Below are 20,827 nucleotides of genomic sequence, written 5' to 3'. Positions count from 1 at the left end.
GCGAGGGTACGACCGGCAGGCGCGGCACGGTCCGGTGTCAGTTCTCCTGCGCGACCGGAGCCGGCGGCGCCACAACGGCCGACGGTGGCGGTGTCCGTCGCCGTCGCCGCGTCATGGCCACACCGGCGAGCACGACGATCATTCCCGCGACAGCGCGGAGGCCGATTTCCTCGTTGAGCACAATCGCGCCCAACACCAGGGAGACCACGGGCAGCAGGTATCCGACGGTGGCGGCGTCGGTGGCGCCTTCGTCGGCGATGATCCGATATGTGAGGTGGAAGGTGATCCCGGTCGCGAATATCCCGAGGACAGCAGCCGCGACCAAGGCCGTCGGGCCGGTGTGCAGGGACGTCGCGCCGTCTACGGGCAGAGTCAGCGACGTCAGTCCGGTCGCGGCGATGAGCTGGGCCGCGGAGAGGGAGAGGGTGGAAGTGCCCTTGCCCACGAGATTGCGCTGCATATGGGCGAAGGCGATGGCATAGCTCGCCGCTGCGCCGAGGATGGCGACAGCGCCCAGGCTCACGCCTCCACTCTGCTGCCAGGGGGCGAAGATGAGCACCGTTCCCCCGAGTCCGACCACGAGTCCGGTCAGGCGGATCGGGTGGAGTCCGCGTTCGGTGCCCGTCGCGAGACCGATCAGCAGCGACCACAACGGAGTCGTCGCGTTCAGTACGCCGGCCAGGCCGGAGTCGACGGTCTGCTGCGCAATGCTGAACAACGTGAACGGCAGAGCGTTGCAGAAGAAGGCGGCCACGAAGAGGTGACCCCAGGTCGCACGGCCGCGCGGCAGGCGTTGCTGTGTCGACAGGCACACCACCGCCAGGACGAGCGCACCGAGCGCACAGCGGATGACGGTGACCTGGGCGGGAGACAGGCCTTTCAGAGCCAGCTTGATCCACAGGAAGGTGGACCCCCACAGCAGCGCGAGCACACCTACCCGCGCCCAGGCCGACGTTCCGGATCGCCTATTGATCATGCTCCGTCTCCTTGCTCGTCCGTCCCCAGGAACGGTGCCCGAGGAAATCTGACAGGACAAGTGAAAAGAAGTGCACCTCCGTTAAGCTCTCCTACATGCTTGATGTGAGGCGTATGCAGGTTCTGCGCGCGGTGGTCAGCAGCGGGTCGGTCACCGCGGCAGCAGCGCATCTCGGCTACACGCCGTCCGCCGTGAGCCAGCAGGTGGCAGCGCTGGAGAAGGAGGCCGGGATCGCGCTGCTCGAACGCGTCGGCCGGGGCGTGCGGCCGACAGCCGCCGGGCGACTGCTCACCGAGCACGCCGCGATCATCAGCAAGAACGTTGCCGAAGCGGAGAGCGCACTGGCCGAACTGCGCGCCGGGCGCACGGGGCTGCTGGCGATCCGCTACTTCGCCACGGCGGGAGCGTCCATGGTGGCGCCCGCCGTGACCCGGTTCCGCAAGGAGCACCCGGGCGTGCGTATCGACCTCAAACTGATCGAGCCCGAGGACCCGCTGCCGGAGGTGGAGCAGGGCCGGGCCGACCTGGCCATCATGGTCCGGCCGCAGGACGGGCGGCCCGGTGACGGCATCCGTCTCGTGCACCTGCTCGACGACTCGTACGCTGCCGTGCTGCCCTCGGGGCATCCCCTCGCCGCGAAGCGAGTGCTCGACCTGGCCGACCTTGCCCACGAACCGTGGGTCGGCAGCGAGCCGCCGGGCCCTTGCCTGAAGCCCGTGATCGACGCCTGTGCCGCGGCGGGCTTCACCCCCGACTTCGTGGTGCAGAGCGAGGACTACGCCACGGCACAGGGATTCGTCGCGGCCGGTCTCGGTATCGGCCTGATCCCGCTCATGGGTCTGGGAAACCGCCATCCCGCCGTCGTCGTGCGCGAAGTCCAGAACCCGAAGCCGGTCAGGGCGATCTATGCGGCGGTGCGCGAAGTCTCACTCGCCCAGCCCGCACTGCGGGGACTGCTCGACGCACTTACCGACGCTGCAGCCGTAAGCGCCGGCACGTGAGGGGCGGATGTCCGGTGACCGGGATCGGCCCCCGCCGCCGGTGCCGGGGTGAAAGCCCACGGATGCCGCCGCCCGGGGCGCGCCCGGACCCGGACGGCGGCCGAGGCGGCCACGGCCCGGGACGCTTCGGGGATAAGTCCCTTTTTGATACGGTGAGTTGAAAGTGATGTGCAGCTGAGGAGATACAGCCGTGGTGGGTGACGACGACATCTCCGGGTGATCCCGGAAGTCAGCGGTCGCAGGCATGCACTGGAGTGCGCATGGCCCGTGACCGTCTCGTCATGCCTTGACACCGCCATCATCGATCTAGACGGCTCCCGCGGCTGTACCGTGCGCTACGGCGGCGGTTACCGCGACTACCTCGATCAACGCGCCGCAGCGCAGGCGCGCTGGCGGGAGCAGTACCGCGACTGGTGCCAGGAGCTGGCCGAGGCCCGGCGGAGGCTCGAAAAGGCCGGCAGGTCCGGCCGCAGCTTCGGGGGAATGCGGGACAAGAACAAGCTGGCCTACAACGCTGCCGGAAGCGCTGCCGAGGCCGCCGTCGCCCGCGCGACCCGCGCGGCCCGGCAACAACTGCGGCGGCTGCTGGACGAGCAGGTACAACGCCCGCCCGAGCCACTGAGCTTCCGACCGCCGGAGACCGCGGAGCTGCCCGACGGTGTGATGATCAGGGCCGAGGGCCTGGCCGTCGGCGACGTGGTGCGCGGCGTGGACCTGACACTCTCACCCGGTTCGCTGTATGTGGTCACCGGACCGAACGGCGCAGGCAAGTCCACGCTCCTGTCCGTACTGGCAGGCCGGCGGGCACCTGATGCCGGGGTGGTCGTACACGGACCGGGGCTGCGCATCGGCTATCTGCCGCAGGACAGTGGCTTCTCCCAGGAGCACCGTGGCCTGCTGGAGACCTTCGCCGCGCACCGCGCGGTCCACGTCGACGACGCCATGGCGGAACTGACCAGGTTCGGTCTGTTCGGGCCCGTTGACTTCGGCGTTCCGGTGAACCGACTGTCCGTGGGCCAACGGCGACGGCTCCGGCTCGCGATGCTGTTCGCACAGCGCCCGCACCTTCTGCTGCTCGACGAACCCACCAACCACCTCAGTCTGGTCCTGGTCGAGCAACTGCAGGAGGCGGTGGAGCATTTCACCGGCCCGGTCGTGATGGTCACCCACGACCGTGCGGTTCGCGAACACCATCGGGACAGAGTGCTGGAGCCGGCCGACGGTCGGCTGGTTCAGCCGGCCTGAGGCCGGTGCCGTCGCCGGGTCGCCGATCAGGGCACGGCCCCGGCCGGCCATGTCAGGCGGACACGGCGGCCGTGGACAGCTCCCACAGCCGCTCCGCGGCCACCGGGTCGAGCTCGTACTCGGCGACGCCCACCGGCTCGATGTCCGTCTCCAGCTCCTTCGGGTCGATGACCGAGGCCTCGGCACTGTTCTGGAAGTACCGCCCGGTCACGCCCTCGACCAGCGGCGAGCCGGCCACCAGCGCCGAGGTGGCGGCGCCCTGGGCGGCGGTGCGCCAGGGGTAGGCGTCGTAGACGGCCCGCGCCTCGTCCGACATGTCCTCGCCGAAGGCGTACTGCTGCAAGGGGGTACGGATGCCGCCGGGCATCACCGCGTTGGCAGTGATGCCGTCCGCCGCCCAGCGCCGGCCGGCCTCCTTCGACCTCAAGAAGTTCGCCGTCCGCGTCAGCAGTTGCCGATCGAGGCGCGTGTCATCAGGCCCGCAGCGGTCAGGCGGCCTTGAGCAGTTCGGCCAGCCGGGCCGTGTCGATCAGGTGGGCCCGGGACGGGAACACCTCGTCGACCAGGATCCGGTTGACGTCCGGGTTGTGGTCGGCGACGCCGTCGGTCAGGACGTAGACGCGGTAGTCGCGGTCGGCGACGTCGATGAGCGTGGACAGGACGACGCCACTGGTGCTGATGCCGGAGAGGATCAGGGTGTCGATGCCACGGTCGCGCAGCTGCTCATCGAGGTCGGTGGTGGAGACCGAACCGAAGCGGATCTTACGGACGACGATGTCGCCGTCCTCGGGGGCGATCCGCTCGTCGATCTGCGTGACGTCGTCCTCGTGGTGCATCATCTTCGCCGCGGCGACCCCGCTGAAGGTCTTGTTGGTCTCCGGGATCTTTGCCCAGTCGTCCTCGGTGAAGGCGACGCGGACGTAGCCGATGGTGCCGCCGGCGGCGCGGACGCCGGCTATCGCGCCCTTGACCCGCTCGACGAGCGCGTCGGGCTCGGAGACGGACGCGACGATCCCGTTCTGGAAGTCCATCGCCAGCAGGGCGATCCGCTTGGGGTCGATCTCGGGGAGGGACGAGGTGGTCATACGTGGTTCTCCTTACGGGGGTGTGTCTCTGCGTTCGCAGTGTTCTTTGGGGTGTCGCTGTGATGGGGGCCGCCGGAGTCGCGGTCCGCTCCGCGAGCCATCAGCCGACGGTCGAGGACGGTCAGCAGGAGGACGGCGACGCCCGCCGCGACCAGTACGAGGCCAAGGGTGTGCAGGCCGTGATCGCTCGCACCGTCGCGGAAGACGATACTGCCGATCACGGCGGAGGTGATGCTTCCGAGGTATCCGAAGGTCCGGAAAAGACCGGAGGCGGTACCGATCCGGTCGAGTGGCGCCGCGAGGTAGAGCGCGGTCTGGTTGCCGACCGTGGTGGCGGCCGATATGACGCCGAAGATCAGAGAGACGAGGACGATCGCGATCGCCGGGCTGTGCGAACGGAGCAGCATGATGCCGCCCGAGCCGATCACCATGGCCACAGCCGCGGCGAGCAACGGTCCACGCACCAGGTTGCGGCTGGCGAGCGGGCGCGAGAGCAGTGCGGAGACGGCGCCCATCGGCAGCAGCAGGAGTCCCGCCGTCACTGTGGAGAACCCGTGTGCGGCCTCCATCCACTGAGTCATGCCGTACATCACGGTGTAGACGCCGAGCAGGGTGAGGGCCTGCCGCAGGTAGGTGCGGGCAAGGGCCCCATTGGCGGCGAGTTCGCGAAAGTCGAAGAACGGCGCGGTTTTTCGCAGCTCCCATACGACCGTGGGTATCGCGGCCACGACGAAGACGACGAGCGCGACCCACTTGACGTGGGGAAGGCCCATGAGGAAGACGACCAATGCGGTCATCGAAGCGGCGAAGCCGAGAATGCCGGTCAGGTCGATCCGGTCGGCGATCTTGCGGAAGCTGCTGTCCGCGCGGTCGAGCGCGGGGTCCTTGGGCAGCCAGCGTACGGCCATCATCAGCGCGATCGCGGTGACCGGGATGTTGATGAAGAAGGCCCAGCGCCAGCCCGCGGCGCCCACGAGGAGGCCGCCGATCGGCGGGCCGACGGCGGCCGTGGCCATGCCCGCGATCGCGAGGCCGCCGAGCACCCCGCCCGGCGGCGCCTCCATGCCGGCCTCCTCGGCGCGGCGCCGGATCAGCACCATCGCGCAGGGGAAGGCGGCCGAGGTGCCGATGCCGACCAGTACCCGGGCGACGGTCAGCATCGCCAGATTCTGGCCGAGGCCGCCGACCAGGCCGCCGAGCAGCACCAGCACGACGCCGGACAGGAAGATCCGGCGCGGGCCGAGCACCTCGGCCAGCTTGCCCGCTGTGGGCTGCGCGACGGCACTGGCCAAGTACAGAGAGGAGACGAGGACGGCGGTGGCGCCAACCGCGACGTGCAACTGTGTGGCGATGGGCACCAGGGCGGTCGCGATGATGGAGCTGTTGATCGGGTTGAGGGCGGAGCCCACGTAGAGCGGGGTGGTGAAGGGCCAGGCGAAGGACTTGAGCTTCGGATCGCGCGCCGAAGCGTCGCCCTGACTGGCGGCGGTACTCATATGCCGCCGCTCAGGTCCGCTTCGGCGAGCCGCTCCAGGAGCTCGATGGCCTTCTCCACGTCTTCGCGTTCGTCGGCGGCGACCACCTGGTCGATGGCGCGCGCCAGGAACGAGGCACGGCCTGCCAGGACTCGGTCGATCAGCTCGGTCGCGGAGGCGTCGGCGCTGATCAGCTTCTTGCGGCCGTCCAGTGGGTCGGGCTCTCCGTGGACGAGGCCGGCGGCCTTGAGCACCGCCAGGCTCTGCGCGATGGCCTGCGCGCTGACGTGCTCCAGCGTGGCGAGCCGGGCCGCGGTGACGGGGCCCTCCCGCACCACGCTCGCCAGCACGCCGAGCTGCGTGACGGTCAGGCCGGTCGCGTTCTGCCCCGACTCCGCGCGCAGGCGTGCGCGCAGCCGTTTCATCGCGTCCTGGAGACGCTGTGCGGTCGCAGCAGACACGGCGGGCTGCTGCGGCCGGGGTTCTGTGTTCATGCCCACACCGTAAAACTACACAAGTAACTTTGTAAAGTTACTTGCGTAGTTTCACTGACGGACGAGGCCCTCGGACACGGCCCACAGCCGGGCCGCGTTCTCCGGATCCAGGGCGTACGGCGCGACGCCGGCGACGGCACCGGCTCGCCCGGTGACCGTCTCGGCCTGCGCACAGTCCTCGAAATAGCGGCCGGTGATGCCCTCCACCGTCGGCGAGGCGGCCAACAGCACCGAGGTCGCGGCACCCTGCTCCACAGTCTTCTGCGGTGGCAGCGCGAGTTCGCCCGAGGCGATGAAGTCGGCCACCTGTTGCATGTCCATGTGCCGGGCCAGGGACGTGTCCGCGATGTTGCCCGGCATCAGCGCGTTGGCGGTGATGCCGTCGTGGACCCATCGCTCGGCGGCACCGACGGCGAACAGGGCGTTGGCGGTCTTCGACTGCCCGTAGGAGGTCCAGGGGTCGTAGGGGCGGAAGCGGTAGTCGAGGTCGTCGAAGGCGACCGGTGAGAAGAGGTGACCGATGGAACTCACCGAGACGATCCGTGCGCCGTCCGCCGCCGCGAGTGCCGGGTGGAGGCCGACGGCAAGGGCGAAGTGGCCCAGGTGGTTGACGGCGAACTGCGTTTCCCGGCCGTCAGGTGTACGGGTGAGTTCCGGTGGGGCCATGATTCCGGCATTGTTGACCAGGATGTGCAACGGGCCGTGCCAGGCGGCCACGAACGCCGCGACCGTCGACCGGTCCGCCAGGTCGAGCCGCCCCACGGTCAACTGTCCCGATTCGGGCGGCAGTTCTACCTCCAGGCGCGCCACCACGCGGGCACCCGCGTCGGTGTCCCGCACGGCCAGGGTGACGTCGGCGCCCGCCGCGGCGAGCGCCCTGGCCGTCTCCACCCCGATTCCGGAACTGGCTCCGGTCACCACGGCCCGGCGGCCGTGCAGGTCGACACCGTCGACTATCTCGGCGGCGGTTGTGCTTGCCCCGAAGATGTGGGGCGTCTGAGGTACGGACATGAGGTGAGGCTCCTGACTTGAGTGACTTGAGAAAGCCCAGGGCCGGCCACTCGTTCCACATGGCCGGGCGCGGCGCCTGCGCCGCTCGGCGCGGCAGGTCAGCCCTGCGCGATGAAGGAGACGTGCTCCCAGTCGGCCCAGGTCTCAAGGCGCTGGGCATAGACGGGCTTGATGATCTCGATGGGTTCAGTACCGAACAGCACCCGCAGCGGCGGGTTCTCGGCGTCGACGATCTGCAACAGGGCGGCGCCGGCGTCGGCGGGATCGCCGTACCTGGCGTCGCCGAGGCGGGCCGCAATCGCCTCTCGGATCTGGTCGTAGGCGGGGTTCGGCTCAGCGCGCATGGCGGAGGAGCCGGCCCAGTCGGTGGTGAAGCCACCCGGCTCGACAATGGTGACCTTGATCCCCTCACCCACGACTTCCTGGGCAAGGGCCTCGCTGAAGCCCTCAAGCGCCCACTTGGAAGCGTGGTACGCGCCCAGCGACGGGAACGCGGCGACGCCGCCGACGGACGAAATCTGCACGATCCGTCCGCTGCCCTGCGCACGCATGATCGGCAGCACGGCCTGGGTGACCCAGAACGCGCCGAAGAGGTTCGTCTCCATCTGGTCGCGCAACTGCTGCTCGGTAACCTCCTCGACCATGCCGAAGAGTCCGTAGCCGGCGTTGTTGACCACGACGTCGAGGCGGCCGAACTTCTCGCTCGCGGCGGCCACCGCGGCGGCGACGGCCGCCTTGTCGGTGACGTCCAGCGCCAGCGGCAGGACCGCGTCGTCGCCGTACTTGGCGACCAGATCGTCCAGTGCAGCCACGTTCCTGGCGGTCGCGGCAACCTTGTCCCCACGCTCCAGCGCGGACTCGGCGAACGCGCGGCCGAAGCCGCGGGACGTACCGGTGATGAACCAGACCTTGCTCATGATTTCTCCTTCGGGCCGGCCTGCCGGAACTGACCTCCGGGGCCGACTTCACTGTAACCCACGAAGTTAGACCAGTCTAAAAATACACCTGTCCAGGAATCGGAATGTAGGATGGGCGCATGGGCGGAACCATGAACCTGCGGGAGCGCAAGAAGCTGGCGACCTGGCGCGCCATCCGGTCCACTGCGCTGCGGCTCTTCGGCGAGCAGGGCTACGAGGCCACGACCGTTGAGCAGATCGCGGCCGCTGCGAACGTCTCGCGCGCCACCTTCTTCAACTACTTCGCCAGCAAAGAGGCCGTCGTCTTCGACCAGGACCCCGAGGAGCGGGGCAACTGGCAGGCCCTGATGAACGACCGCCCCACGGACGAGCCGCTCTGGGACTCGCTGACCGCAATCATGACGGGGTTCAGCGAGAGCCTGCGGGACCGCATGCCGCTGCAGCGCCGCCTGAAGGCGCAGTCGCCCGCCCTCGCCCAGTCGGCCCAGAGCTTCGGTGAGCAGTTCTTCAGCGACCTGAGGAACTGGGTGGCGAGCCGCACCACCAAGCCCGACGAGTTGACCGCGACCTTGCAGCTGAACCTCGCGGTGGCCGCCACCGGCACCGCCTATCAGACCTGGCCCGCCGACCAGCCCTTCGACGAATATCTGCAACGCCTCGAACGCTGCCTCCGCCAGGCGGGCGCCGGCACGGCCACCGACTGACTCGTCAACCGCGCCGCCGCGAAAGAGTCTCGGCGGCCCCTGAGCCACAGTTCTTCGCCAACCTGTCCGGCCTGCTCGTCGGACAGCCGGCGAGTTGCGGGCACTTCAGCCTTCATGAAGAGGCCCTTCCTGTGCCACTGCCCGTCGCCCGGCCGGTCGAGAAGGCGGTTCATCAGCGACTCGAGTGCCGCAGCTGCCGCCACACTTGCACCGGAGCCGATTCCCGGCACCTCGTGACCAAGCAGACCCAACGCCTCGTCAAGTACGAGATCTCTCTCGCCCTCCCACCCGCGCCGCCTGTGCTTGCCACTGCGACGCAGCTCCTGAAGCCGCGCAATTTCGTCGTCGCCGCTGCCTTCGGTCTTGTCCCGAAACCAAACCAAGGAATTCGAGAACGGGCCGGGACAGGCGGTGCAGATTCGGGGGCCCGGTGATGAGGATCCGGGAAACCCCCGGGCATGCCCCTGTTCCCCACTTCGGTGCGCGTGCATTGACGGGGTACTCCAGGACAGGTGAGGGCCGGTCGGCCCTCACCCTGCCGGCGTCAGTCCGTCAGTGTCCGCAGGAGGCGATGCTCCTCCTGCTCGCTGAGCCCCTCGCGGTCCCGGGGCAAGCTGCCGCGCGCAGTATCCCGGGCGAGCGTGTCCGCCAGGGCCTGCGTGAGCGGACGGAGCGTCAGCCCGGCGGCCGGCGCAGACAATGGGACAGGTGGGAGCATGCTCCCGCTCACCCCGGGAGCCGGGGAAAAACAACAAGGGGTCGTTCAGTGAACGACCCCTCACTTGCGACTTTCGAGTGTTCGAAAAGTCGGGACGACAGGATTTGAACCTGCGACCCCTTGACCCCCAGTCAAGTGCGCTACCAAGCTGCGCCACGTCCCGATGCGATTCCCCCCGGTGTTCCCGGGCGGCTGCGCAGGACAAACATTACCTCACTCCGAGGAGCGGATCGACGCCCGTGCCTGGTGGGCGCGGTTTGCCAGGGATTCGGCGCCGCACGCCGTGGCCAGTTTGTGAGCTCTGGCGAGTTCGCGGGGTGAGCGGATCGCGATGCCGTAGTCGACGAGGGCCAGGGCGTGTTCGTACGCGGACGGGGACGCTTCCAGGTGGCGGACCGACTCGGCCAGCAGATGGGTGGCGTCCTCGGCGCGGGCGAAGAGGGCGACACAGCGCAGGGCCTCACCGATCGCGGTGTCCGTGCCGAAGCGTTCGGCGTGCACCCGGGCCGAGGTGGCGAGTTGGGCGGCCCGGCCCGGGTCGTCCTCGGCCAGTGCGCGGGCGAGATCGCCGGCCCAGGGTGCCCATACGCCGTTGAACCTGCCGCGGGGTTCAAGGGCCTGACCGGCCGCTTCGAGTTCGGTGGCCGCTTCCTTCGTACGGCCTTCGGCCAGCAGCAGCCGTCCGCGTACGCACGGCGCGTCGGGCAGCACCATCGCGCTGGGGTAGGGCGAGCCGAAGTCGTAACGGTCGGCGATCTCGCGCGCCTCGGTGACACGGCCGCGGGCGACCAATGTGTCGATCAGCAGACAGGCCGCGTCCCAGTGGACGGGAAGTCCACTGCCGACACGGTCGGCGAGGCGCAGCCCTTCGCGGAGGAAGCCCTCCGCCTCGGCCAGCCGGCCGCGACGGCGGTGGACCAGCCCGAGCAGGGTGTGTGCGAAGGCGAGATGTGCACCGCTCCAGCCTGAGATCTCGAAGGCGCGGACGGCCTCGCCGAAGAGTTCCTCGGCCCGGTCGAGCTGGTCCGTGAAGGCGTAGGTGATGCCGACGAGCGTCGGGAGTTCGAAGCCCCACTCGGTGTCGGTCCAGCCGAGCCCGCGGGCGGGGTGGCCGTCGACCAGGGCGCGTTCGCAGAGGTCGACGATGAGCTGGGCGTTCTCGCCGCGCATCATGGCGTCGAAGGCGCGGATGGTGAGCAGGGCGCGCTCGGCGTTGTCGCGGCCGGACAGATGATCGGCGTTCCGGGCGAGCCTGGCGGAACGGGCGGGTCCGTCGTCCTCGGCGGCCTGCATGCCCTCCCAGAGGAAGTGGGCGGCCTGGAGCCGCATCAGGCCGGGGCCGGGGGCGGTGTGTGCGGCCTCGGCGGCGAGGGCGCGTGCCGCTTCCTTCAGCTGGTTGTTGTGGGAGTGCGCGGCCGCGAGCCGGAAGGTGGCGTCGACCCTCTGGTCGTCGGAGAGTCCTGGCATCTCAAGGGCGTCCCGCAGATGCTGGACGGTGGTGGCCGGGGAACTGAGCAGCGTGGCGCAGCCCAGTTCGTACAGCAGAGTCGCCCTGACCCGTTGGCGCGGTGGTTCTTGCAGGGCGCGTTCGAGGCAGCGGCGGGCGGCCTCCGGGGCACCGACCGCGAGGTGCTGTTTGGCTGCTTCGCGGAGCTGCTCGACCAGCTCCTGGTCGTCGTCGGGGTGTACTTCGAGGAGGTGCCGGGAGGCCGCGGCGGGGCCGAGTCCCGCACGGGTGATCGCCCAGGCGGCCCGGCCGTGCATGGCGGTGCGGGTGGCCGGCGGGATGGAGCGGTACACCGCGGTGGCGATCAGCGGGTGGACGAACTCCAGCGGGTCGAAGCCGGTGACGATACGGGCTTCGCGCAGCCGCGCCGTGCAGTCGGCGGCCTCGGCGGGGCTCATTCCGGCGAGGGTGGCGGCGAGATCCTGCGAGATGTCCGTGCCGAGCACGGCGGCGGCCCAGGCGAACCGGTTGGCGTTGGTACCGAGCCGTTCGAGCCGGGCGACGAGTCCGCTGCCGCGGGCCGTTGCACCGAGTTCGCGCAGCAGCCCGGCCGACTCCTCAAGGGGCGCCAGTTCGCGGTCCTGGACCTTGGCGACGAGTTCGACCGCCTCGTAGGGGTTGCCGCCGGTGACGGCCCACACCTCGCGGCAGAACGGGTCGTCGGCGTGCTCGCCGAGGCCTGCGCGGACCAGTTCCGCGGTGGCGTCCGGGGTGAGGGCGCGCAGCGCGACCCGAACCTGGGAGGGGTGGGCGCCGCCCGGTCCGCTCTCCTTCTGCCGCGCTGCCAGTTCTTCCGGCCGGTGGGCCTGGACGACCAGGACGGGCAGTTCGCCGAGGCGTGCGGTGAACGAGGCGAGCCAGGCGAGGGATTCGCCGTCCGCCCAGTGTGCGTCGTCGATGATGAGCAGGAGCGGACGGTGGCTCAGCCGGGATGCGAGCCGGGAGACGACCCAGTCGAGGCCGTCCCGCACACCCTGCGGATCGGGCTGGGGACCGCTCGGTTCGGCGAGTCCGAGTGCGGGCGCGGCGATCTCGTACCAGGCTCCGAACAAGGCCCGTACCTCGTCGGGCGGAAACTGGTCGAGTGCGGGCTGCAGCAACTGGCGTACGACGTGGAACGGCACGGACGTTACCGTTTCGCCGCCGCGTGCGGACCAGACCGTGCAGCGGTCGGCGGCCATCGCCTGGATCTCGGCGAGCAGTGCTGTCTTGCCGATGCCTGCCTCGCCGCTGAAGATCAGCAGCCGGCCTGCCGCCCGGGCGCCGCAGAGGGCGTCCACGGCTTGTGCGGCAGCGGCGAGCTCCGGTTCGCGCTCGTACAGCGGCCGGGACTGCTTCATCCCTACCCTCCCCAAAGTGGTGCGGACGACTGTCGACACTAGTCGTGCGCGGGGGTCCACGGACAGTGGTTCGGACAGTTCGCCGCAGGTGCGGGGCACAATCGAGGGGTGGACGAGACCCGCAGGGACCGCGATGCCGAGGGCCGCGCGCGCAATGCGCGCCCCCGTGACGGGCTGGGACGCCCCCTGCCGTACGGGGCACCGGGAGTGGATCGGCAGCCCGAGGGGGTGACCCGGACCCCCGAGGAGACCCTGCGTGAGGCGCAACGGCTGCTGGACGCGGGGATGCCATTCCATGCGCACGAGGTGTTCGAGGATGCGTGGAAGTCGGGCCCGTTGGCGGAACGAGAGTTGTGGCGCGGTCTTGCACAGTTGGCCGTGGGGCTGACGCACGCGGCGCGGGGCAATACGACGGGCGGGGCCCGGTTGTTGCGACGGGGCGCGGCGGCGCTCGCAGGGTTCGGGACCACCCGCCCTCACGGGATCGGGGTCGACGGACTGATCGGCTGGGCCGGGGAGCTGGCGGGGCGGGTCGAGGCGAAGAAGGCCTGCGGCGCGGACGCGGCGCGTGTGCGGCCCGTCGACGCGGCCGACGAGGCGCCGTGTCTGCGGGCCGGGGGCCGGTAGCCCGGACGCCCGGGGCGGTGGGGCATGGGGCAGACTCGGTGCGGTGAGAAAGATCTATGTCATCGGTATCGGCGCGGGCGACCCCGACCATCTGACCCTCCAGGCCGTCAAGGCGCTGAACCGGGCGGATGCGTTCTTCATCCTCGACAAGGGTGAGGAGAAGTCCGATCTGACCGGGCTGCGGCGGGACATCCTCGATGTGCATGTGAAGAACACCTCGTACCGGCTCGTCGAGGCACGGGATCCGGAGCGGGACCGCAGGACGTCGGACTACTCACCCGCGGTGGACGACTGGCGCAGGCGCCGCGCGGATCTGTACGAGCGGTTCATCGCGGAGGATCTCGGTGCGGACGAGTGCGGGGCGTTCCTGGTATGGGGCGATCCCTCGCTGTACGACTCCACGCTCGGCATCCTCGAAGAGATCCTCGACCGGGGTTCGGTCGCCTTCGACCACGAGGTGGTCCCCGGGATCAGCAGTGTCTCCGCGCTGCTGGCCAAGCACCGGACGGGGCTGAACCGGGTGGCGAGGCCGGTGCAGATCACGACCGGCCGGCGGCTGGCCGAGGGCTGGCCCGAGGGGGTCGACGACGTGGTCGTGATGCTCGACGCGCGGCAGGCGTTCACCCGCCATCTCGACCAGGACCTCTACATCTACTGGGGCGCGTACGTGGGGACCGAGGACGAGATCCTGGTCTCCGGGCACCTCGCCGAGGTGTCGGACCGGATCGAGGAGCTACGGGCCGAGGCGCGCGCCCGCAAGGGCTGGATCATGGATACGTATCTGCTGCGCCGCGGCTGAATCAGTCTTCCCGGCACAGCAGTTGGAGCGCCGACGCCACATCGCGCACGACGGGTACGCCTTCGGGCGGTGGCGGGCGGCGGACCACGACCACGGGCAGGCCGAGGTTCCTGGCCGCGGTGAGTTTCGCCGCGGTGGCGGGGCCGCCGCTGTCCTTGGTGACGAGGACGTCGATGGCGCGGTCGCGCAGCAGCGCCGTCTCTCCTTCGACGGTGTACGGGCCACGGTCGAGGAGTACGTCGGTGTCAGGGGGCAGCGGTGGCTCGGGAGGCTCCACAGACCGTACGAGGAAGTGGAGCGTGTCCGCGCCCGGGGCGGTGGTGAAGGCGGCCAGGCCCAGGCGGCCGGTGGTGAGGAAGATCCGGCGGCCCAGGGCGGGCAGTTGCGCGGCGGCGTGCGCGAGGTCGTCGGCCGGGTGCCAGCGGTCGCCGGGGCCCGCCGTCCAGCCGGGGCGGCGCAGCGCGAACAGTGCGGTGCCGGTGGCATTCGCGGCCGCGGCGGCGTTGGCGCTGATGTTGCCGGCGAACGGGTGGGTGGCGTCGACGACGGTGTTCACACTGTGGGTACGCAGCCAGTCGGCGAGGCTCTGGGGGCCGCCGAAGCCTCCGATGCGTACATCACCGGCGGGCATCCGGGGCCGGGAGACCCGGCCGGCCAGCGACGTGGTGATGCGCACGGTCGCGTCGCCGCCGGGCCCGGTCAGCTCAGCGGCGAGCTGCCGGGCTTCGGTCGTACCGCCGAGGATCAGGATGTGGCCGGGCATGCACCGAACCTACGTCACTTTCGCCGCCCGCCGTGCGGAGCGGTGAACAGGGCGGCCCGCAGCCATTACGATCCGGCGTCATGAGCACTTCTGACCAGGACCAGGCCGTGGACACCCCGATAGCCGGTCCCGAGACCGTTTCGGAACCCGATTCCGAGGCCGCTTCGGAGATCATTCCCGAGACCGATTCCGAGGTCGTTGCCGAGGCCGCTGCCGAGACCTCCGCCGAGACCGGGAACCAAAGACTGACACCTCGTCAGGCAAGACGGCTGCGGATCCTTCTCTCGTCGGTCGGCATGGCGGCGATGGCGGTCGTTCTCGCACTGCGGATCGCCAGCCGGTCGTCCGTGCTGGTGGTCGGGGTGTACGGGCTGGCGCTGATCCTGTGCGGGATCGTGATCGAGCTCAGCAGGAACGGCCGTACGCGGCTCGGCAGTTGGCTGCTGGCCGTCGGTCTGCTGGCGGCCATCGGTTCGGACTGGCTGCTGATTCCCTGACGTACGGTCAGCGCGCCGCGATCCGCACGGTCGCCCCGTGCGGATCGACCCGGTCGAGCCAGTCGGCGCGCAGATGGAACGGACGGCCCGGTGCGGCGGGCAGCAGCAGTCGCTGCCGGTGGAGGACACGGCCGTCCTGGCGGACGACGAGCAGCGGTGAGGAAAGCCTCCGGCCGGTGCGCAGGGTGAAGCGGCCACGGAGCGGGGTGTCGCCCCCGGGAGCGATGAGGTTCGGCGCGATCCACTGCAGCGGGGAATCGACCGCAATGGAGGGCCGGTCCACGGGCCAGGCATCCGCCGCCAGGTGACGCAGTACGGGTGCGGCGACGGCCCGTCCCTCGGCGGCCGCGATGCCGGCGCTCTCCACACCGTGCAGCAGATTGCCGACGGCGAAGACTCCGGTCTCGGTCGTGCGGTACGAGGCGTCGTACGCGGGGCCGCGGGTGCCGGGGTCCAGGGTGACCGCGCCGCGCCGGGCCAGTTCGTGGTCGGGGATCCAGTCGCCGGTGAAGACGACGGTGTCACAGCGCAGGGTCGTGGTCCGGCCGTCGTGATGCCGCAGCGCCACTCCGGTGAGCCGCTCCCGGCCCGTCAGTGCGGTGACGGTGGCGCGGGTGAGGAGCGGGGTGCGGTCCCGGGGCCGGGTCAGGGCCGTGACGCGGGAGGGCGGCTGGTCGGTGACCAGGGCGACGACATCCAGTCCGGCGACGCGCAGGGTGTCGGCCGCGGCACGGCTTACGGGTTCGTCGCCGATGACGACCGCGCGGGTGCCGATCCGCTGCCGGTGGAGATGGACGGCCTGCTGGAGTTCACCGGTGGTGTAGACGCCGGACGGGCGGGTGCCGGGGACCAGGCGGGCGCTGCGGGGGCGTTCGCGGGCGCCGGTGGCGAGGACGACTGCACGGGCCGTGATGCGTTCGAGTCCGGTCGGTGCGGTGGTGTCGACGGTCAGTGGTCCGGCCCAGCCGGTGACGGTGACCCCGGTACGCAGGGTGGCTCCGGCCCGTTCGGCCGCCGCGACGCATTGCCGGGCGTACACCGGTCCGGTCGCTCCTCCCCCGATGAAGCGGCCGCCGAAGCCGCCGTGGAGACAGTGGCGCGGGATGCCGCCCGCGATCTGTTCGCGCTCCAGGACCTCGACCCGGCCCGCACCCGATGCGGCGAGTTCGGCCGCGGCGCCGAGACCGGCCGGACCGCCCCCGACGACCAGAACGTCGACGCTCCGCTCGCACCGGGTCATGGCCGGGCCTCCTCGATCAGCGCGCGGACCGCGGCCCCGCAGTAGAACCCCTGGCAGCGCCCGTTGCCGGCCCTGGTTCTGCGGCGCAGGCCGTCCCGGGTGAGCGGCGGGATCGTGCCGGAAAGGGCGTCCCTGATCTCGCCTGCGGAGACCCGTTCGCAGTGGCAGACAAGCGTGCCGTAGGCCGGGTCCTCGGTGATCAGTTCGTCGTTCTCGTACGGACGGGGGAATGCCTCGCCGAGGTTGGGCATGGCGACGAGCGGCAGTTCGGACGGCGTACCGAGGTCGAGGCCCGAGCCGCCGAGCAGTTCGCAGACGTGCGCGGCGATGGCCATCGAGGCGGTGAGTCCGGTGGAGCGGATGCCGCCGACGGCGATGTAGCGCCGCTCCGGGTAGTCCTGGATGCGGTAGTCCTCCTGACCCGTGGCGGCGCGCAGTCCGGCGTAGACGGCCGTGACTTCCTCGTCGAGCAGTGGAGGCAGGATGCGACGGCCCTTCTCTCGCAGCAGGGCGATGCCTTCCGCGGTCGATCCGGTGGCGGTCTTGTCGTCGAGTTCCTCGGCTGTGGGGCCGAGCAGCACATTGCCGAAGACGGTCGGTGCGACCAGGACGCCCTTGCCGGCGGCGCTGGGTACGGGAAGCAGGATGTGGCTGACGAGATCGCGGGCGAGCTTGTCGAAAACGATGAGCTGACCGCGGCGCGGGGTGACGGTGAAGACGTCGTGGCCGAGTTCCCGGTCGACCTCGTCGGCGTACAGTCCGGCGGCGTTGATCAGATGACGGGTGCGCAGTGTCCCGCGGGTGGTGGTGAGGGTGTGGACGTCGTCGCCGCTGCCGATGTGCTGGACCCGGCAGTTGAGGTGCAGATGGACTCCGGCCCGCACGGCCTGGGTGGCGTAGGCGAGCGGGGTCGTCCAGGGGCAGATGATGCTTTCGTCGGGGATTTCGAGTGCGCCGAGGGCGCCGGGCCCCAGATGGGGTTCGCGGGCCCGCAGTTCGTCGGCGTCCAGGAGGCGTGCCGCGTGATAGTCATTGCGTTCGGCCTTCGCCAACAGGGCGGGAAGTGCGGCCAGTTGCTCCTCGTCCCAGGCGACGAGGAGGGCGCCGACGCGTTCGACGGGGATGCCTGTCTCGGCGGCGTAGGCGCGGAGTCTGTGCCGGCCCTCGCGTACGAGCCGGGCTTCCAGCGAACCGGGTACGGCATCGAAACCGGTGTGCAGGATGGCGGTGTTGGCCTTCGATGTGCCGTTGCCGATGTCGTCCGAGGCGTCGACGAGGGCGGTGCGCAGCCGGTAGCGGGCCAGTTCGCGGGCGATGGCGGCGCCGACGACGCCTGCGCCGACGACGGTCACGTCGTAGACCGGCGTGCCCGGCAGCTCGTCCGCCGAGTCGCCGGGCAGGTCGGCCGTCAGGTCTCCGGTCGTGGTGATCGTGCAGTTCATCGCGTGACTCTCGTACGCATCAGGCATGTTCCAGCAGGGTCTGCACAGCCGCGCGGAATCCGGCAAGGCGTTCGGCCGCCTCGTCGGCGCCGATCCGGGGCTCGTACACGGCGGCGGGCTTCCATTCGGGTACGGCCTGCCGGAGCGGGAGCCGGGGGTCGAGGCCGAGGCGGGCTACGGCTCCGACGCCCAGTGCGGTGACATCGGGCAGCGCGGACACCTCGACAGGTCGTTGCAGCAGGTCGGCCTGGGTCTGCATGAGCAGTGCGGAGCGGGTCAGGCCACCGTCGACGCGGAGCGAGGTCAGCGGGGAGCCCAGGTCGGTCGTGACCGCTTCGGTGAGTTCGACGACCTGCGCGGCGATGCCCTCGCACAGGGCGCGCACCAGGTGGCCCGCGGTGGTGTCGAGTCCGAGGCCGGTCACCGATCCGCGCAGATCGCCGCGCCACCACGGGGCGGCGAGTCCGGCGAGCGCCGGTACGAACGTGACGCCGGCGGAGTCCGGGACAGTGGCACCGACCGGGTCGAGGTCGGCCGCGCCGGAGATCACCCCCAGGTCGCTGAGCCAGCTGACGGCGGACGCGGCGGTGTAGACCTGTCCGTCGAGGCAGTAGCTCGTACGGCCGCCGAGCCGCCAGGCGACACAGCTGACCAGTCCGGTGGAGCCGCGGCGCGGGGCGGGCCCGGTCTGGGCGAGCAGGAACGCACCGGTTCCGTAGGTGCACTTGGCGTTGCCCGGGTCCAGGGCGTTCTGGGCGAGCAGGGCGGCCTGCTGGTCGACGAGGAGTCCGGTCAACGGGAGTTCACCACCGAAGGCGGTAGTGGTTCCGACGGTCCCGTCGGAGTCGACGACGGCCGGGAGGCGTTCGTCGCCGAGGCCGAAGATGTCCAGGGCCGCGGGCGACCAGCCGACCCGGTCGAGGTCGAGCAGTTGGGTGCGTCCTGCGGTCGCCGCGTCCGTGACGAATGCCCCGGTCAGCTGATGGACGAGCCAGGAGTCGCTGGTGGTGACGACGCCTTCGCGGGTCAGCTCACGGCGGATCCAGGCCATCTTGGGTGCGGCGAAGTACGGATCGAGCGGAAGTCCGGTGAGTTGCTTCAACTCATCTTCGTGCGACGCGAGTTCGGCGCACAGCCGGACGGAGCGACGGTCCTGCCAGACGATCGCGTCGGTCAGCGGCCGCCCCGTGTCCGGATCCCAGGCGAGCACCGTCTCGCCCTGGTTGGCGAGGCCGACGGCCGCCACCGGCTCACCCGCTTCGTGCAGCGCCCGTCGCCCGGCGTCGACGACCGAGTCCAGCAGTTCGGCCGGGTCGGCCTCGACCGCTCCTCCGGTGCCGTGACGCGGCCTCACCGGCACCGAACCGGAACCGATCACGCCGCGCTCGGGGCAGATCACCAGAGCCTTGGTTCCCGATGTGCCCTGGTCCACGGCGAGTACCGGGCCTGTCATCGACACTCCAGCTGTGCGGAAGCTCTGCGGCTTGAACGGAATCGTGATCATTGATCCTCGACGCCCAGAGTGGTGCAGACCACCGCGTACGTCAAGGGCTGCCCGGACTCACACCCGGAACGACCGGATGCCGGTCAACGTCCATACGAATAAGACGACTTGAGTAAGATCCACGAATCGGTCCGGAGTTCGGAACAAATGGCCTTACACTCACCGCCGAGCAACAACCGGACGCTTTCGAGCAGTTCATTTTTCAACAGCTGCTTAACCCCCCACGTCCTTGAGGATTGATGACACCGACACTCCGCCCCGATCACCGACATCTCGACTCCCGGGCCTTCCACCTCCGCACGGGTTCCGTGCCACCGCCGGGTTGCGTGACGTGCTGAGGAGATCCCCCATCCGTCGCGTGCCGTCCCGTCGAACGGGGGCAGGGCGAGTCCATGGCCAACAGTGATTTCCGGCCGGTCTATCACCCGGCCGGCCATGACAACGAATTGCGTGTCGCGTTACAGGATTTGCGCACCGGACGCTGGTTGTCCATGCGGAACCTGCTGGAGAGCACGCCCGACTGGACCTTATGGACCCAGCGCACACAGGTACTTGGGGCGGTTGCCGCCGGTTCTGACGCGGTGCAGGCCTGGCTGGCCGAGGAGCCCCGAAGTGTCGCCGCTGCCGTGATGCACGCACGGGTCGTCGTGGAACGGGCCGTGCGGGCCCACCGCGAAGGCCATCCCCGCGCACAGGAGCTGTGGCAGGAAGCGTGGGGAGCCTGCCGCGCTGCCGCGCACACCTCACCCGCGGACCCGGTGCCATGGGTCTGCCTGCTGGCCCTGTCCCAGCTCGACGAGCGGCAGCAGTTGGAGGAGCACCGGCTGCATCCGCCGGGGCCGATGCTCTTCCCCGGCCCGTGGGGGCTGCTGGCGGAGGCCGACAAGCGCGATCCGTGCAACCGCGAGGCCTATCACCGGATGCTCCAGTTCGTGTACGCGCGAAAGGCCGGCGGAACCCTCTCGGAAGCGGTCAACTTCGTGCAGTGGGCGGCCTCTTCCGCCCCCGACGGCTCCGCACTGCATGTGCTGCCGCTGTATGTGCGGGTCGAGCGCTATCGCCGTGAGCACGGCCACGAGAAGGCCCTGGATCTCCACTGGGTCACCGAGGACGCCGAGCGCGACGCGGCCCGGGCCCTGGAGCTCTGGTTCCGTCGTACGGCCCCGATCTCCCACTCCCTGCTCGACCTGAACCATCTGGCCCACGCCCTGTGGGGAGCACTCCAATTCGCCGACGCCGCACCGGTGTTCCAGGAGCTCGGCGCCTATTTCACCTCGGTTCCCTGGGTGTACCGCACCCGTGATCCCAAGGCCCCGGGAGCCGCCGAGGAAGTTTTCCTGCGGGCCCGGAGCCGCTGTCTCGCCTCGTCCCGCGACCCCGGACGGGGGCCGCACGGCTGAGCCATGGCGCCGTGACGCCGCGCGGCCTCCCTCCCCGTCTCGAACCGATCCCCTTCCGTCCCTTCCCCATCCCGCTCATGGA

At 70.2% G+C, this 20,827-nt stretch carries 19 protein-coding genes and 1 tRNA gene; 7 read left to right on the top strand and 13 right to left on the bottom strand.

Annotation, left to right across the window (positions count from 1 at the left end):
- Window positions 1-37: 37 nt before the first annotated feature.
- Window positions 38-976: a DMT family transporter gene (locus ACFVYE_RS21460; protein WP_383964429.1), complete on the bottom strand. Its 939-nt coding sequence runs from the start codon at window positions 974-976 to the stop codon at window positions 38-40.
- Window positions 977-1,071: 95 nt separating this feature from the next.
- Here ACFVYE_RS21460 and ACFVYE_RS21455 point away from each other — a divergent pair, with 95 nt between their 5' ends.
- Window positions 1,072-1,977 carry a LysR family transcriptional regulator gene (locus tag ACFVYE_RS21455; protein ID WP_383964426.1) on the top strand — a complete coding sequence of 302 codons (906 nt, stop codon included), beginning with the start codon at window positions 1,072-1,074 and terminating at the stop codon, window positions 1,975-1,977.
- Between the two features lie 267 nt (window positions 1,978-2,244).
- Window positions 2,245-3,222, top strand: a complete 978-nt coding sequence (locus ACFVYE_RS21450) for an ATP-binding cassette domain-containing protein (protein WP_389606896.1) — start codon at window positions 2,245-2,247, stop codon at window positions 3,220-3,222.
- Between the two features lie 52 nt (window positions 3,223-3,274).
- Here the strand turns inward: ACFVYE_RS21450 and ACFVYE_RS21445 are convergent, their stop codons facing one another.
- From ACFVYE_RS21445 to ACFVYE_RS21420, 6 genes are all read right to left on the bottom strand, one after another.
- Window positions 3,275-3,649: a hypothetical protein gene (locus ACFVYE_RS21445; RefSeq protein WP_389606894.1), complete on the bottom strand. Its 375-nt coding sequence runs from the start codon at window positions 3,647-3,649 to the stop codon at window positions 3,275-3,277.
- A 61-nt stretch (window positions 3,650-3,710) separates the two neighbouring features.
- Window positions 3,711-4,307 carry a cysteine hydrolase family protein gene (locus ACFVYE_RS21440; RefSeq protein ID WP_383964417.1) on the bottom strand — a complete coding sequence of 199 codons (597 nt, stop codon included), beginning with the start codon at window positions 4,305-4,307 and terminating at the stop codon, window positions 3,711-3,713.
- Window positions 4,304-5,803, bottom strand: a complete 1,500-nt coding sequence (locus ACFVYE_RS21435; RefSeq protein ID WP_389606892.1) for an MFS transporter — start codon at window positions 5,801-5,803, stop codon at window positions 4,304-4,306. The genes ACFVYE_RS21440 and ACFVYE_RS21435 overlap by 4 nt, the downstream gene beginning before the upstream one ends.
- Window positions 5,800-6,276 carry a MarR family winged helix-turn-helix transcriptional regulator gene (locus ACFVYE_RS21430; protein WP_389606890.1) on the bottom strand — a complete coding sequence of 159 codons (477 nt, stop codon included), beginning with the start codon at window positions 6,274-6,276 and terminating at the stop codon, window positions 5,800-5,802. The genes ACFVYE_RS21435 and ACFVYE_RS21430 overlap by 4 nt, the downstream gene beginning before the upstream one ends.
- 51 nt (window positions 6,277-6,327) lie before the next feature.
- On the bottom strand, window positions 6,328-7,287 hold the full coding sequence (locus ACFVYE_RS21425) for an SDR family NAD(P)-dependent oxidoreductase (RefSeq protein WP_389606888.1): 960 nt from the start codon (window positions 7,285-7,287) through the stop codon (window positions 6,328-6,330).
- A gap of 98 nt (window positions 7,288-7,385) precedes the next feature.
- Window positions 7,386-8,204, bottom strand: coding sequence for an SDR family oxidoreductase (locus ACFVYE_RS21420; RefSeq protein ID WP_383964406.1), 819 nt, complete (start codon window positions 8,202-8,204; stop codon window positions 7,386-7,388).
- Window positions 8,205-8,323: 119 nt separating this feature from the next.
- On the opposite strand from ACFVYE_RS21420, the gene ACFVYE_RS21415 reads away from it, so the two are divergent.
- Entirely contained in the window at window positions 8,324-8,908 is a 585-nt protein-coding gene (locus tag ACFVYE_RS21415) for a TetR/AcrR family transcriptional regulator (RefSeq protein ID WP_383964403.1), read from the top strand.
- Window positions 8,909-9,715: 807 nt separating this feature from the next.
- Here the strand turns inward: ACFVYE_RS21415 and ACFVYE_RS21410 are convergent.
- Both ACFVYE_RS21410 and ACFVYE_RS21405 read right to left on the bottom strand, forming a co-directional pair.
- A tRNA-Pro gene (locus ACFVYE_RS21410) sits at window positions 9,716-9,789 on the bottom strand.
- Between the two features lie 50 nt (window positions 9,790-9,839).
- A complete protein-coding gene (locus ACFVYE_RS21405; RefSeq protein WP_383964400.1) occupies window positions 9,840-12,473 on the bottom strand; it encodes an ATP-binding protein in 2,634 nt (877 codons plus the stop codon).
- A 108-nt stretch (window positions 12,474-12,581) separates the two neighbouring features.
- Between ACFVYE_RS21405 and ACFVYE_RS21400 the strand changes: the two genes are divergently transcribed.
- Together ACFVYE_RS21400 and cobF are read left to right on the top strand one after the other, a co-directional pair.
- A complete protein-coding gene (locus ACFVYE_RS21400; RefSeq protein ID WP_389606885.1) occupies window positions 12,582-13,100 on the top strand; it encodes a DUF309 domain-containing protein in 519 nt (172 codons plus the stop codon).
- A 43-nt stretch (window positions 13,101-13,143) separates the two neighbouring features.
- The gene (cobF, locus tag ACFVYE_RS21395; RefSeq protein WP_383964395.1) at window positions 13,144-13,899 is read left to right on the top strand and encodes a precorrin-6A synthase (deacetylating); all 756 of its coding nucleotides are present in this window, start codon (window positions 13,144-13,146) and stop codon (window positions 13,897-13,899) included.
- A 1-nt stretch (window position 13,900) separates the two neighbouring features.
- On the opposite strand, the gene ACFVYE_RS21390 is transcribed toward cobF, so the two are convergent.
- Window positions 13,901-14,662 (bottom strand): cobalt-precorrin-6A reductase, encoded by a 762-nt coding sequence (locus tag ACFVYE_RS21390; RefSeq protein WP_383964392.1) that lies wholly within the window; start codon window positions 14,660-14,662, stop codon window positions 13,901-13,903.
- 80 nt (window positions 14,663-14,742) lie between these two features.
- On the opposite strand from ACFVYE_RS21390, the gene ACFVYE_RS21385 reads away from it, so the two are divergent.
- Window positions 14,743-15,159 carry a hypothetical protein gene (locus ACFVYE_RS21385; RefSeq protein ID WP_389606882.1) on the top strand — a complete coding sequence of 139 codons (417 nt, stop codon included), beginning with the start codon at window positions 14,743-14,745 and terminating at the stop codon, window positions 15,157-15,159.
- A 7-nt stretch (window positions 15,160-15,166) separates the two neighbouring features.
- On the opposite strand, the gene ACFVYE_RS21380 is transcribed toward ACFVYE_RS21385, so the two are convergent.
- The 3 genes from ACFVYE_RS21380 to ACFVYE_RS21370 are packed head-to-tail and all read right to left on the bottom strand — an operon-like array spanning window position 15,167 to window position 19,294.
- Complete coding sequence (locus ACFVYE_RS21380) at window positions 15,167-16,399, bottom strand: FAD-dependent oxidoreductase (RefSeq protein WP_389606880.1); 1,233 nt, start codon at window positions 16,397-16,399, stop codon at window positions 15,167-15,169.
- Window positions 16,396-17,841: an NAD(P)/FAD-dependent oxidoreductase gene (locus ACFVYE_RS21375; RefSeq protein ID WP_389606878.1), complete on the bottom strand. Its 1,446-nt coding sequence runs from the start codon at window positions 17,839-17,841 to the stop codon at window positions 16,396-16,398. Before ACFVYE_RS21375 ends, ACFVYE_RS21380 begins: the two co-directional genes overlap by 4 nt.
- A gap of 19 nt (window positions 17,842-17,860) precedes the next feature.
- Window positions 17,861-19,294 (bottom strand): FGGY family carbohydrate kinase, encoded by a 1,434-nt coding sequence (locus tag ACFVYE_RS21370; protein WP_389606876.1) that lies wholly within the window; start codon window positions 19,292-19,294, stop codon window positions 17,861-17,863.
- Between the two features lie 443 nt (window positions 19,295-19,737).
- Between ACFVYE_RS21370 and ACFVYE_RS21365 the strand changes: the two genes are divergently transcribed.
- Complete coding sequence (locus tag ACFVYE_RS21365; protein ID WP_389606874.1) at window positions 19,738-20,745, top strand: hypothetical protein; 1,008 nt, start codon at window positions 19,738-19,740, stop codon at window positions 20,743-20,745.
- Window positions 20,746-20,827 lie beyond the last annotated feature (82 nt).

The sequence above is a fragment of the Streptomyces sp. NPDC058239 genome, assembly GCF_042882185.1.
Classification (GTDB): Bacteria; Actinomycetota; Actinomycetes; order Streptomycetales; family Streptomycetaceae; genus Streptomyces.
The sequence above is the reverse complement of the archived record's forward strand: the minus strand, read 5'-3'. Positions and strand labels throughout refer to the sequence as shown.

Bases quoted from the DNA above. Each gene is read 5' to 3' on its own strand.
- ACFVYE_RS21380 (WP_389606880.1), bottom strand. From the start codon at position 16,399: ATGACCCGGTGCGAGCGGAGCGTCGACGTTCTGGTCGTCGGGGGCGGT.
- ACFVYE_RS21435 (WP_389606892.1), bottom strand. From the start codon at position 5,803: ATGAGTACCGCCGCCAGTCAGGGCGACGCTTCGGCGCGCGATCCGAAG.
- ACFVYE_RS21455 (WP_383964426.1), top strand. From the start codon at position 1,072: ATGCTTGATGTGAGGCGTATGCAGGTTCTGCGCGCGGTGGTCAGCAGC.
- ACFVYE_RS21430 (WP_389606890.1), bottom strand. From the start codon at position 6,276: ATGAACACAGAACCCCGGCCGCAGCAGCCCGCCGTGTCTGCTGCGACC.
- ACFVYE_RS21390 (WP_383964392.1), bottom strand. From the start codon at position 14,662: ATGCCCGGCCACATCCTGATCCTCGGCGGTACGACCGAAGCCCGGCAG.
- ACFVYE_RS21370 (WP_389606876.1), bottom strand. From the start codon at position 19,294: ATGACAGGCCCGGTACTCGCCGTGGACCAGGGCACATCGGGAACCAAG.
- ACFVYE_RS21460 (WP_383964429.1), bottom strand. From the start codon at position 976: ATGATCAATAGGCGATCCGGAACGTCGGCCTGGGCGCGGGTAGGTGTG.
- ACFVYE_RS21405 (WP_383964400.1), bottom strand. From the start codon at position 12,473: ATGAAGCAGTCCCGGCCGCTGTACGAGCGCGAACCGGAGCTCGCCGCT.
- ACFVYE_RS21425 (WP_389606888.1), bottom strand. From the start codon at position 7,287: ATGTCCGTACCTCAGACGCCCCACATCTTCGGGGCAAGCACAACCGCC.
- ACFVYE_RS21415 (WP_383964403.1), top strand. From the start codon at position 8,324: ATGGGCGGAACCATGAACCTGCGGGAGCGCAAGAAGCTGGCGACCTGG.
- ACFVYE_RS21375 (WP_389606878.1), bottom strand. From the start codon at position 17,841: ATGAACTGCACGATCACCACGACCGGAGACCTGACGGCCGACCTGCCC.
- ACFVYE_RS21420 (WP_383964406.1), bottom strand. From the start codon at position 8,204: ATGAGCAAGGTCTGGTTCATCACCGGTACGTCCCGCGGCTTCGGCCGC.
- ACFVYE_RS21440 (WP_383964417.1), bottom strand. From the start codon at position 4,307: ATGACCACCTCGTCCCTCCCCGAGATCGACCCCAAGCGGATCGCCCTG.
- ACFVYE_RS21365 (WP_389606874.1), top strand. From the start codon at position 19,738: ATGGCCAACAGTGATTTCCGGCCGGTCTATCACCCGGCCGGCCATGAC.
- ACFVYE_RS21385 (WP_389606882.1), top strand. From the start codon at position 14,743: ATGAGCACTTCTGACCAGGACCAGGCCGTGGACACCCCGATAGCCGGT.